The sequence below is a fragment of the Pseudoalteromonas rubra genome (genome assembly GCF_005887095.1).
Lineage (GTDB): Bacteria > Pseudomonadota > Gammaproteobacteria > Enterobacterales > Alteromonadaceae > Pseudoalteromonas > Pseudoalteromonas rubra_E.
This window is the reverse complement of the sequence record NZ_PNCI01000018.1, coordinates 52509-64356: the sequence shown is the minus strand read 5'-3', so window position 1 is coordinate 64356 and position 11848 is coordinate 52509. Positions and strand designations below refer to the sequence as shown.

Below are 11848 nucleotides of genomic sequence, written 5' to 3'. Positions count from 1 at the left end.
GTCGCGCGGGTCTTTCTCAATCGGGCAGCCACATCAATACTGTGACTGCCGCAGGGTTACTTCTCGTAAATGGTGTTGTTGATCACCAGCACATCAATGCCGGACATCAAAAACACCGCCAGCATGTCCTCAACCGAGTGGACAATGGGCTTACCCATAATGTTAAAGCTGGTGTTCAGCAGTACCGGCACACCGGTGATTTCACGGAAGCTGTCGATCAGCTTATAGTATGGCGCGTTCCATTCTTTCTTCACGCTTTGCAGACGGCCTGTGTTGTCGACATGCACCACGCCCGGTACTTTGTCACGCACCGCTTCTTTAAACACCAAAGTACGCTCCATGTAAGGAGATTCCTGATAGTCCTCAAAGTACTCGTCGCCATATTCATGCAAGATAGATGGCGCAAAGGGGCGGAATTCTTCGCGGAACTTAACCCGGGCGTTCACAGTGTCTTTGATGTCGACCAGACACGGGTTGGCCAGGATTGAGCGGTTGCCCAACGAGCGCGGACCAAACTCAGCACGGCCCTGTGCCCAGCCGATGATTTTACCTTCAGCCAGGAACTCAGCGGTTTTCTTGTAAACATCTTCGCCGTAATCGGTGGCTTTGAGGTGGCTGTAACGGTGCAGTTTATCCAGTGATTTTTGCTTCACCTCAGAGCCGGTATAGGGGCTCTGAATTTGCGTAGAAGGCTGCCAGCTTGGGTTGTCTTGCTGGTAGCACAGCAAGGCGGCACCAATGGCATTACCATCGTCTGCCGGGGCTGAGGGTACAAAAATGTTGTCAAATTTGGATTTCGCCAGCGCGGTGCCCATAAAGGAGGAGTTCAGTGCACAGCCGCCGGAAATTGCGAGATTTTTAGAGGGTGCATGCTCGTAGATGGCATCAATCAGATCCATAAAGATCTCACTGAATACCAGTTGTCCGGTGTAGGCAAAATCTTTGTAGGCTTCAATGGACTCGCCCGGCTCACGCGCCATGGCTTTGATTTCTTTCATGATGGCATTGAGGTTTTTCGGCACCACGAAGTTGCCGTTTTTCACCTGCAAAGAGGCGCGCAGCAGGTCGTAGATTTTCTGATCTTTTTTACCATAAGGTGCCAGACCCATGACTTTCCATTCTTCGCCCTTGAGCGGATCAAAGCCCAGGTTTTCACAAATAATGGTGTAAAACAGGCCCAGACTTTTAAATGAGCGTTTCACCTTGATGGGTGCCGGGGTGATCTTACCGTCTTTATAAGTGAAGTAGTCGATACTGCTTTTCTCACCCATACCGTCTACCACCAGGCAGGATGCTTCGCTGAATGGGCTGTTAAAACAGGCATTGGCTGCATGGGTGAGGTGGTGGTCAAAATAGCGTACTTCAGTGGGCTTTTTATTACGGTAGTTACCCACGATAAAGTTACGGCATGAGGCTTCAAAAAAGCGCGACAGGGTGCGCCCCGCAGCGGCCTGTGAGGCTCGGGCAAAGTAGAACTGATCTTTGATGTCGCGGGTGTTCACGTCAATATTAAACGAGAAGGTTTCGAGAATGCTCAGCACCACGTTTTCGAGTATGTTGGTGCTTTTCTCGCGGCCTTTACTCCAGGTTTTGGCTATCACCAGTTCAGTGCAGTCGCTGCAATAGGTCTTGAGGACTTCCTCGATGTAATAGGGGTTATCCGGCAGGCAGTACAGGCCCCGTTTGTAGCCCAGAAAACGCTCGGCGTCTTCGGCAAAAATCACGTCACCCTGCTGATTGACAATCGCAATGGCAGGATCATGAAAGGAGGTGGCAAGGCCAATATAGTATTTCATCGTTTCAGTCCAAAAGTTGGGTCATTATTCTGTGTCCGGCCTGGGCCGGGGCATATTCTTTCTCTGTTACAGCGCTTTGGCTTCGTCTAATGCGATATAGCCCTGCGCGCCTTCCACATACACCGCGGGTCGGTGGCCGAACAGCAATATGGCTGGGGTACGGGTGCGCATTGGCTCGCTAATATGGGCGACTTTGATTGTTGTGCCGACGCCATGCGTTTGATTCCACTGTTCAACCTGCTGTGCCAGCGTTTGGGTATCGCTGTGTGCGTACTCAGCTGCGTGTTGTTTGATCTCCGCCACTAATTTAGTGAGAACCTTCTTAGGGCCCAGCTCGACAAATGTCATGTCACCCTGCGCCAGCAGGTAGGTAATTGTTTCGGTCCAGCGTACTGAGTGGGTCAGCTGAGCGACCAGCTGTGACTGGATAGTGTTGCTCTGGTGGGGCAGCGCGCTGACGTTGGCAATCACAGGGACTGCGGGGGCTTTGAATTCAACCTCTGCCACGCAGCGTGCAAAGTCTGCCTGTACATCGGTCATATAGCGGGAATGGAATGCGCCGCTGGTGTTAAGCCGGATAAACCGCCCACCGGTTTGCTCTATAGCAGGCTGAGCACGGCTGATGTCGTCGCTCAGGCCTGAGAGCACGCTTTGCTGTGGGCTATTCAGATTGGCAATGTCCAGCGCATCCAGCTGATGCTCTGCCAGAGTTGCTCTTATCGCGGCCTCGTCTAACGCCAATACCGCGGCCATTGCACCGCCACGGACCTGGCTCATCAGAGCGCCACGCTGTTGCACCAGTCGCAGGCCATCTTCAAAAGACAGCGCACCGGCGGCAAACAACGCGGTGTATTCTCCCAGGCTGTGCCCGGCCATAAAGTCTGCCGGCGCCGGGTCGCGCTGCTGGTGTGCCAAAAATGCCAATGCACTGACCACATACAGGGCAGGCTGGGTGTACTCGGTCTGGTTCAGCTGGTTATGTGGGTCGTCCAGACACAAAGTTTTAAGGCAGTAACCCAGAATGTCACTGGCTGTTTGGGTATGCTCGGGAAACAAGTCAAACCAGGCCTTGCCCATGCCAACGTATTGCGCGCCCTGTCCGGGAAATAAATAGCTTTTCATTGTAGCCTCGCCTGTGGTTAATCGACGTGTGCTGGCGCCAGCCAGTGACGGGTTCGGGTTGTCAGCACGGTGGCGGTCTCTGTCATCAGCAGCTGGGCAATATTGGCCACGTGGCGCTGTTGCCACGGCTCAAGATCAGTACCTTTCACCCATTGATTAAACGCCCCCAGTGCAGGTCCCGTATGGACCTGAAAATTGACCCGCTCCTGAGTGGTTCCGGCAAATGCCAGTTTCATCGAGTGGGCAAAGTACCAGCGAAACACGCGGGCCATCTTGTATTTAGGGTCCTGCTCTGCACGCATGGCTTCCTCACTGCGCCCTTGCTGGTGTAAGTACTGACGGGTCTCCTGCCAGATCTCAGCAAAGGTCTTTTTAAATACTTTGTCTTCCAGTTGCGCGCGCTGCGCCGCGGGGATGGCATCCAGTGACGGGTAGTGCTGATAAAGCTGATACAGCTTTTGCGCCCGGGCGGGGAAAAACACGCCTTTTTTCAGTACCTGTACTTTGGCACCCAGTTCAAACATGTCTCCGGCAGGGGCGTAGTCAGTGTCCTGTACATTGATGTCTTGTAGCAGGGTTTTCACTGCCGCTGAGGTGTCGGCTTCGACCGTGCATTGGTTAATTGAACCGGTCAGGATAAAGTCTGCGCCCATCATAAACGCGGCCGCCGCCGAGGCGGGCGTGCCAATGCCCCCGGCCAGACCGACGCGCGGTATAATGTTGAAGGCATGCTCAGCGCTGAGGGTATCGCGCAACAGTTGCATGGCAGGCAGCAGCACCGCCGGCATACCCTGATCGGTATGACCGCCGGAATCGGCTTCCACACACAGGTCGTCACACATGGCAATCTGCTTACTCAACTCGGCCTGCTCTAAAGTGATTTGTTTATCTGCCAGTAATTGGGCAACGATATTGTCCGGGGCCGGGCTTAAAAACACACTGGCGACTTCGGGGCGCGACACTTTGGCCATCAGCTTATTGGTCGACACCACCTGGCCCTGCTCATCTCGCACCAGACCACGCAGGCGATACAGTACCAGCGCCGGAGTAATACGGATAAAAGCCGCGGCTTCCAGGCAACGAATCTGGCGCTTCAGGCACAGCTCAACCAACGCCATTTCCTGCTCTGGCTGGGTCAGATTACAGACCAGATTCAGGCCAAAGCGTTGTTCTTTTGAGAGCGCGTTTTGTATTTCACTCAGTGCCTGGTCAACGACATCGACAGACAAGCCGCCCGAACCAAAAAAGCTCAGCAAGCCGGCCTGTGCCATGGCGATAACCAGCTTTGCCGAGGCAATGCCCCGATACATGCCGCCGCTGGCATAGGCATAGTTAACGCCATAGTCGCGCCGAAACGATGCGGCACCCAGCTGTTGCGCTGAAATGGCTGGAAACTGGTTTGGGCTGGTGCCGCCTGAGAGTGTCTGAATCAAGAGTCAATGCCCGAGTATGATAATTACACTGAACCGTAATACATAATTATGAAAACATAATGGAGAAGGGGGAGAGGTTGGAGGAGTAAAAGCCATTTTGTTACGACATAAAGATGATAAAAAGCCCCAGACGTATTTCCGAGGCTTAAGTTTTAACAGCGTTGATAGTAGAAAATAAACGCTGTTGTGTAATTATCGCGTTTTAAACTCCCAGGACTTGCTCTCTTCTTCACTACAGCTGATCACCATAGCACCCCTGGTGTATTGATTCAGGTGTTTAGAACTCAGGCATTTTTCTGTGACTCGGTTGCGGATCTGATATTTACCGTTGCCATAAGGGCCGATAAAATCCCAGATCGAATTGTCACTGGGCTCTGTGGGGGCTGTGAGGCCAAAATGGTCATACTCTGCGGCACCCGGATCTGTCAGGTAATGTCCGTCTAGTGGATCATGGATCAAATAACCCCCTTGCATACCTTCAAGCGTGACGCGTTTCATACTTTGCTCGCAGCCTGCCGATAAGCCGTATGACATTTTAGAGTCGATGTAGCCAACTGACCACAGACACATACCATCTTGAGCCAGTTGGAGGTGACGACCCAGCGGCGGTGTTTTGCGGTCAAATGCCCAGACCTCGCTGTTATCGTTACAGCTGATATTACTCAGGCTACCATTGTGTGTTACCAGACACTGGTTGGTCTCTTTATTGCGCAGCGCAAACTTATTGTCTCCGTTGGCATCATAGATGTACCACACTGCAGCAGGTTCTGTGATGGTTTCAGCTGGTCCAAAAGGGGAACCCGGTGTTATCACGCGATACAGTCTGGCATTGGAAAAGCCTATGTCACTTTGATTTCGCAAGTGTTTACCGTCGGTGTAGCGAGTAATTTTATAGCCATTGTCCAGGTGTGTGAGTCTGAGCTCGTAGGTATCTGAATCACAGTTTTGGCTGACGCAGGTATTGTTACTGGTGTCGCGCAGGCGCACCAGCGTGTTGTCCGCCGGTACGTGGCTGCCGTTGATCTCCCACTGTGCTCCGCTGCACCCCCCGACGGACAGCGTATCCCCAGATGCTATGAGACAGCGGCCTGTTGATTTATTTTTCAGCTGATAACGGCCTTGGCTATTGGCTGAGCTGAGATACCAGGTTGCGTCATTGCCCCTATCTGAATATACCTTAAAGTCAGCATCGCCACCTTTGTCTTTAAAGTAGCGATTGTCTTCAGCACGCTGGATTGAATAGCCGCCATTGAAGGGTTCAAACACAAAGTGACTGGCGCCATTGGTACAGACGCTACGTACCTTAGTTTGTTGATCAACACACAGGTTGGATGGACCGTGTTTTAGCCGCAGGGCATTGTGAAAATCAATATTTCCGGTATTGCCGGTTAGCTCATTGCGGGTCTTTATCAGGTTGTTAAGATCCCACGCGTCGATCACATGCGCCAGGCTATACATAACTTCCTTTACATCGGCATGCCGGGACGTTTGGTCTAAAAATGATGGGTTTCGGATCTGACTGATACGCGAGTTGTAGTTGCTGTCGCAATGAGAGGCGTTCATGGTGTAGTTGTCGTAGTCATCTTTATAGGCGTTGTGACGACATGGGGAAATAAAGGCTTCCCGATATTGGATCAGTTTCGAATCTTCAAAGTTTAGCCTTACCGAGATCAGGCTGGGGTTACGACCATTGGGCACAACTTCCAGGCCTATCTGACGTAAGGCTTCGCCCCAGTTACCATCTTTCAGGCTCATGAAATCGAAGAAGGTTGCATAGCCCAATGTACAAGAGGCATTATCCGAGCTGCTCTCCTCTGGCCGGGTAAACAGGTTCGTAAGGTGCTGAGTACCTTCACGGATATCATACAAAGTGGCATAGGGAACAAGCCCATCGTCACTGAGGTTATGCCAGTAAGGTGGGGTGTCCAGGTTCTCGCACATATTGTCAAATTCCGCCCGGTGCAAAAAGGTCATTTGCATTGCGCTGACAAACCCGGGAATAACGCTTCTGGTGAGGGTATCAAACGTGGTCTTAGAAACTGAACCAGAGTCTATTTGCGCGAGTTGGCTTTGGATCACTGTCGCGAGATCATCAGCCATTTTGCTATATTTTTCAGCAAGATCATAATGCATCCCCTTTAGGTTTGATGTGGCATCTCTGTGTGCCGACTTCATGAGATGCTGAATATCATTTAAGGGCCCGGTTAGCTGGCTGATTTCCAGATTCGAAATGCGGGATTCGAAGTGGGATAAGCAGCCGACCAGCTCAGAGTCGGCACCATTGACCGACTCTTCGTTGAGCGAATCCATGATCGTGTCGTGCAGTAACGGGTAGACCACACTTAAAGCTGGGCTGCTCTCAAAAGCCAGTCCGGCAAAATTGTTTGCCAGAGACAGTGCACCACTTTGATAGTCGACGGTAGTGGAGGTGCTGCTGGTCCGGGATGCGTAGTCGTAGCAAGGGCCTTGTAAATTATTTGCAAATGATTTGGGCAAAAATAGCTGTGTACTTAGCCCTAATGACACGCTGAGTGTCAAGGTGAGTTTTTTCATTATTTTTCTCTAATTTAAATTGTTTTTATTTTTGATGCTGGGACCTTCCTGTTTGGTGAATAAATTTACCCTCTCTGGTCTTTTTCAGCTTCAACATGATTGACCCTGAGTGAAAAGGTTACCTCCTGAAATGTTACAAATGGACCTAGAAAACTAACAGTTGAGAATAAAATATCAACAGAAAAATGGGTGAATGGTAATATGTTATTACGTAACGTTTATTCTATGTAATTTATATAACCTATTTGGGTAAAAAGTTACTCATTTACTTGATGTAATTGAAGGATGGTTGTTCCTTTTGTGGGGAGTTGATGATTGAATCACTTCCCTTTTTTATACTGACAAAGTGAATGTTCTCGTAAGGGAGTTATTACTGGTTACATTAGCCCGGTACGGGCCATGGATAATCATTGTTAGCCTGAGCCAGAGCAAGGTTGTGGCTTCCCAAGCAAAACCAGCTGTAACAATGAGGGGAAAAGGCACATAGGTAGTGAGCTGGTGTCATCACTGTTGCAGTTTACTGGAGTGGCTATCCATAACGCTGCAAATAGGGCAATCGTTTTATCATCTACTCTCCTGAAATTGCATTGATAGCAACAGCACACCAATGCTCAATTTAACTCTGTTAAAATTGGTGTTTGAATGTTAATTTATTGGTTTGCGGCTTGCGTGGTTTGCTGTTAGATCTCAGCTCGGTAGTAACGCAGTGCCGCAATAACAGGTGTAGCCTATGGCTGCTCGTTAACATTGGATCATTTCAAGGATTAGATCATGACAGTATTATCGCGTTTTTTCTTTTTTACAGCACTCTCCTTTACCCAGATAAGCCTGGCAAGCACGCAACTGGTGGATAACGCCTGCAGTACCGCGTTGAGTGAACAGCACCTCTTACAAAGTACACACTCCGCCAGTCAAGCCGATTTTAAAGCCGACCCTTCGCTACGGTTTCTTGGTTTCGATATCATAGACAAACAGGGCGAACCACATCTGCGGGCACGCTTTGCTGCAAGCCAATTGGAGTTTGCGTATTTTGATGTCTATACAGAGCATAGCTACTTGCATTGTGGGACCTTTATGCCCGAGCGTCAGCAAAGTGACAGACAGGCCTGGGCGGCAGACTTGCCCGTGCGTGAGGCACTGGCGCGGCTACAGGACAGCAATACGCTGGGCATATGGGTAAATAGCGAGCGCCGGGTTGATGGCAAGCCGCAAAGTTTTGTAACCGACTTATCATATAGTCGAACCGCACTGTTGAAGTTATTACAACATCATGATGCAACACGTCTGCCTTATGCTCTGAAAATGCAGCATCCCAGCGACCTCAATCAAGCCTCGGCCGACAATGACATTGTGTATTGTCTCAACTCACGGTTTGGGAAATGCGACTACAGCCACCCAGGCTACGGTGAACCTGGACACCTGATCTTGCCTATCAAGGGCGAGGTAGTATTGGATGGTTATATCTCCCGCTTGTTGTTTAAAGAAGACGTGGAGCAAGATGGTCTGAGCGTCGCAGCAACCGATTTTGGCGTCTGGAATTGGGATAATCCGGTTTACGAACTGGGGGCGCTGCGCGGCAATGCCAAAGCCTTTTTGGCACCGTTTTTTACTTTAAGCTATCAAAGCGCAACGGACTCCGAACAGATCCAGACCAAAATTGCCTGGGATATTCCTTCGCAGTATGGGGCATTTCTTAATCGCAATACCTATGCCCGCGATTACGAAACTTACTGGCTGATGAGCTTTGCGTTTGAACATAACCCACTTGGGAGTCCCGAGCAGGCAAAGCAACTTGGCTATGCTGAAGATCACTACCAGCGCCAAACCCAAACCAGCTTTATCGCCCTGACTGGCCTGAATGAGGCAAAACAGGGGGCCTTTAAACTGGCACCACTGAGGGTTACTTTCCCTTAACCCCCTTAAAACTGGCTGGGCCTTATTTGGCCCAGCTGAACGTTGCAATTTAGCGATTGCAGGCACATTTCTTAGCAAGAATATCGTCGGCTTTTGTCAGCAACTATTCAGCTCTGTGTAGTTACATTGCCGCAATGACATATCGCAATTTATTACTGTTCATTATGCTCGTGCCTGTGCTTGTGAACGCCAAAACCAGCACCTGTTATGGTACAACGGCACGAGGTGCGTTGAGCGGCGGGGTTGAACTACCGTATTCAGGGAACAACTTCGAAGGTTACAGCCAGCTTGCGCGCCTGGCCGGGCGTACCTATGTACATTCAGAGGTGTATGAAATTGTGACAGCGGCCTATCAGGCGCTGGAACAATCGCACCCAGATAAAGTGTACAAGTATGCTGAGACAGGTTTTGCCGCAGGCGGACAGTTCAGGCCACATAAAACCCATCGTAATGGTTTATCGGTGGATTTTATGACGCCCGTTATCAATACAGCGGGTGAGTCGGTACACTTGCCAACACATCCATTTAATAAGTTTGGCTACCTTATCGAATTTGATAAACAGGAGCAGTTTGATGGCTTGCGAATAGACTATGATGCGATGGCGGCGCACATTGTCGCGTTACATCAGCAGGCAATACGTCGCGGTCATGATATCTGGCGCGTTATTTTCGATCCTAATTTGCAACCTAACCTGTTCAGCACGCAGTATGGGGAATATCTGAAAACCCAGATTCAGTTTTCAAAAAAACCGTCCTGGGTTCGTCATGATGAACACTACCATGTTGATTTTGATATACCCTGCGAGTCAATGACTGAAACCGGATAAAGTGGTTCCAGTCATTGTGTTAAATGTGAAATAAACCTATCAGAAATCGATTAGTGGCATAAAGGTGGCGGATGCCTGCGCAAATGCTTGTGGATCAGATGCCTTGAGCTGCATGATATCGGCCTCTGACATGACCGCTGGCTGGCCATCAAAAGCATCGGTCGTACCAAACAACACCTGGCTTGCCATGGTGGATGCGTCAAAGTTAAGCCCCTGCAAATCTGCGATACAGCTGGTATCTGGCTGGCTCCAAATATCCTCAATAAAGTTTTGCATGATTGTTGCACCACAGGTGTTGGCGTTTACGTCCTTGGTCTGGCTGACAAAAAGCACCCCATGATGGGTCTGCGGCAGCTCAACATAACGCTGGTTAATATTTGTAAACGCATTTTGGATCAGCGGTATATAGGTATGGGGCGTTTGTGGGTCCAGGTCACCATTGAGTACCAGCGTCGGCATATAATGGTGCATTGGCTGATAGATATAAGGGTCGCTGTAACGATTGCTCCAGATCTGTTTATCTATGTGTATACGATAGCTCATAAAGTCAGGGTAGCAGGCAATGGCATCCTGACAATAAGCCAGCTTGGTGTGCAAATCGCGTTGCACATGATTAATTTCGTTGTGGGTAATAAGTTTTGAAACAACCTGCGAAAAGCCCAAAGGATCTTTGTCCCCAAGTGGTAGCACTTTTTTACCCAGGCCTTTAAAGACAAAATTATGCAGGTTATTCAGGGCCACGACGTCATCGTTGCTACACCGGTTCAGGCGATGCAGCGCGGGCAACAATATTTGCTCCACAGAGCGAGATAAGCCGAGGGATGCCAGGATATGTAAAGCCCGGCGGTCAAAGTCCAGCCCGGGGCAGTGCTGGGCGGTAAAAATATCATTAAGGCGCTGTTTGAGCTGCGACAGCGAACTGAAATTTAACCGTGACTGACAGCTTGTATCAAGCTGGCAGTAGGCGAGCAAATCGTCCAGTGTCGCGTTAAAGTTCTCATCCCACAGATCATTACCAAATTCTGCGGGTGGCAGCACTGAATCAAGGATAATGGCCTGAGCACCGGTTGGGGCAACCTGACTGAACCTTTGTGCCCACAGCGTGCCATAAGAAACGCCATATACATAGCTGGGTTGCCAGTCTCGCACCTTACTTTTGCCGATCACATAATCCAGGTCCCGTGCTGCTGCTGTGGTATTAAACTCAAACAGGCCATCGCCCCATTGCTGATGGAGATCATCAAAACAGGTTTGGGCATACTGAGCGTAATCGACGTCAACCGGATTGCCGCACGCCAGATGAGTCGACCAGCCAACGCCGCGATGTTCCAGCACGTATAAATCATAGTGCTCGGTAAAAGGCGCCAAAGTGGTGTTTAATTGCTGAATAAAAAAGCTGCCAGAGCCACCCGGTCCGCCCTGTAACAGCCAAATTTGCCCCTTACTGTTTGCCGACTTTGCAGGGGATTTAGAGACCAGCACGGAGATTTTTTTACCGTCTGGTTCCTGCCAGTTCAGAGGCACGTCTGCCAGCGTACAAGTATTGTTGTTATCTGCGGACTGAAACTGCGCCGGACACGCGCCCCAGTTAAAATCCAGATAGCGGTTAAAATGTGATTCGGTGAGGGTGGTGGCCTGACTGACATTGCTCAGTGCGAGAGCACTCAGTGCGACTATGGATAGCTTCATTGTTTTCTTATTTCCCTTTACTTTTTATCAACCTTGTTCGTTTGGATTTAACGTTATCTTATTCCCGATTTATTGTGTATCGCTTTTTACCTGAAAAAGGTTCAAGTTGATAAACCAGCTGAGTGCGCTTTTTGCGTTATGATCCCGAGCCGAGTTTTGAAAGTGGTAGTCAGCACCAAGGTGTGGTGAGGTTACATGTGGGTCTAAGTTAGCCAGGCCGCAAAACCAATAAAGCGCAACCCGTCAGCGTACAATTATGACGGGTCTTTTTCATCTCTATGCTCATCTGGTCTGACCATTTTATTTTTCTTTTTTAAATCATTTAACTTGTATAAAGTTTAGACACTTTGTGGTGGCTTTTTTGTATTACTTTTAGCCGCAAAGCGCCGATTTTTGACAGTTGCGCTTGATTTTGATAACGTAGTGCACAAATTTGGTATGACCAATTTACCTTTAGGGTTGGCCTTACCGGATCTGTTTAAGTAAAGAGTGAGCTGGATCAGTATCTTGCCGG

The 11848-nt window shown here is 49.6% G+C and carries 7 protein-coding genes; 2 read left to right on the top strand and 5 right to left on the bottom strand.

Going from position 1 to position 11848, the window contains the following annotated elements:
* Nucleotides 1-56: 56 nt before the first annotated feature.
* The 4 genes from CWB99_RS08955 to CWB99_RS08940 form a co-directional block, all read right to left on the bottom strand.
* Nucleotides 57-1796: a carbamoyltransferase family protein gene (locus CWB99_RS08955; RefSeq protein ID WP_046003637.1), complete on the bottom strand. Its 1740-nt coding sequence runs from the start codon at nt 1794-1796 to the stop codon at nt 57-59.
* A 66-nt stretch (nt 1797-1862) separates the two neighbouring features.
* Nucleotides 1863-2918, bottom strand: coding sequence for an ACP S-malonyltransferase (gene fabD / locus CWB99_RS08950; RefSeq protein ID WP_138551104.1), 1056 nt, complete (start codon nt 2916-2918; stop codon nt 1863-1865).
* A gap of 17 nt (nt 2919-2935) precedes the next feature.
* The gene (locus CWB99_RS08945; protein WP_138551105.1) at nt 2936-4351 is read right to left on the bottom strand and encodes a PfaD family polyunsaturated fatty acid/polyketide biosynthesis protein; all 1416 of its coding nucleotides are present in this window, start codon (nt 4349-4351) and stop codon (nt 2936-2938) included.
* A gap of 192 nt (nt 4352-4543) precedes the next feature.
* On the bottom strand, nt 4544-6904 hold the full coding sequence (locus tag CWB99_RS08940) for an RICIN domain-containing protein (protein WP_138551106.1): 2361 nt from the start codon (nt 6902-6904) through the stop codon (nt 4544-4546).
* A gap of 771 nt (nt 6905-7675) precedes the next feature.
* Between CWB99_RS08940 and CWB99_RS08935 the strand changes: the two genes are divergently transcribed.
* Both CWB99_RS08935 and CWB99_RS08930 read left to right on the top strand, forming a co-directional pair.
* Nucleotides 7676-8818, top strand: a complete 1143-nt coding sequence (locus CWB99_RS08935; RefSeq protein ID WP_138551107.1) for a hypothetical protein — start codon at nt 7676-7678, stop codon at nt 8816-8818.
* A gap of 134 nt (nt 8819-8952) precedes the next feature.
* Complete coding sequence (locus CWB99_RS08930) at nt 8953-9645, top strand: penicillin-insensitive murein endopeptidase (protein ID WP_138551108.1); 693 nt, start codon at nt 8953-8955, stop codon at nt 9643-9645.
* Nucleotides 9646-9684: 39 nt separating this feature from the next.
* Here the strand turns inward: CWB99_RS08930 and CWB99_RS08925 are convergent, their stop codons facing one another.
* Complete coding sequence (locus CWB99_RS08925) at nt 9685-11334, bottom strand: alpha/beta fold hydrolase (RefSeq protein ID WP_138551109.1); 1650 nt, start codon at nt 11332-11334, stop codon at nt 9685-9687.
* Nucleotides 11335-11848 lie beyond the last annotated feature (514 nt).

Bases quoted from the DNA above. Each gene is read 5' to 3' on its own strand.
- fabD (WP_138551104.1), bottom strand. From the start codon at position 2,918: ATGAAAAGCTATTTATTTCCCGGACAGGGCGCGCAATACGTTGGCATG.
- CWB99_RS08955 (WP_046003637.1), bottom strand. From the start codon at position 1,796: ATGAAATACTATATTGGCCTTGCCACCTCCTTTCATGATCCTGCCATT.
- CWB99_RS08935 (WP_138551107.1), top strand. From the start codon at position 7,676: ATGACAGTATTATCGCGTTTTTTCTTTTTTACAGCACTCTCCTTTACC.
- CWB99_RS08940 (WP_138551106.1), bottom strand. From the start codon at position 6,904: ATGAAAAAACTCACCTTGACACTCAGCGTGTCATTAGGGCTAAGTACA.
- CWB99_RS08925 (WP_138551109.1), bottom strand. From the start codon at position 11,334: ATGAAGCTATCCATAGTCGCACTGAGTGCTCTCGCACTGAGCAATGTC.
- CWB99_RS08930 (WP_138551108.1), top strand. From the start codon at position 8,953: ATGACATATCGCAATTTATTACTGTTCATTATGCTCGTGCCTGTGCTT.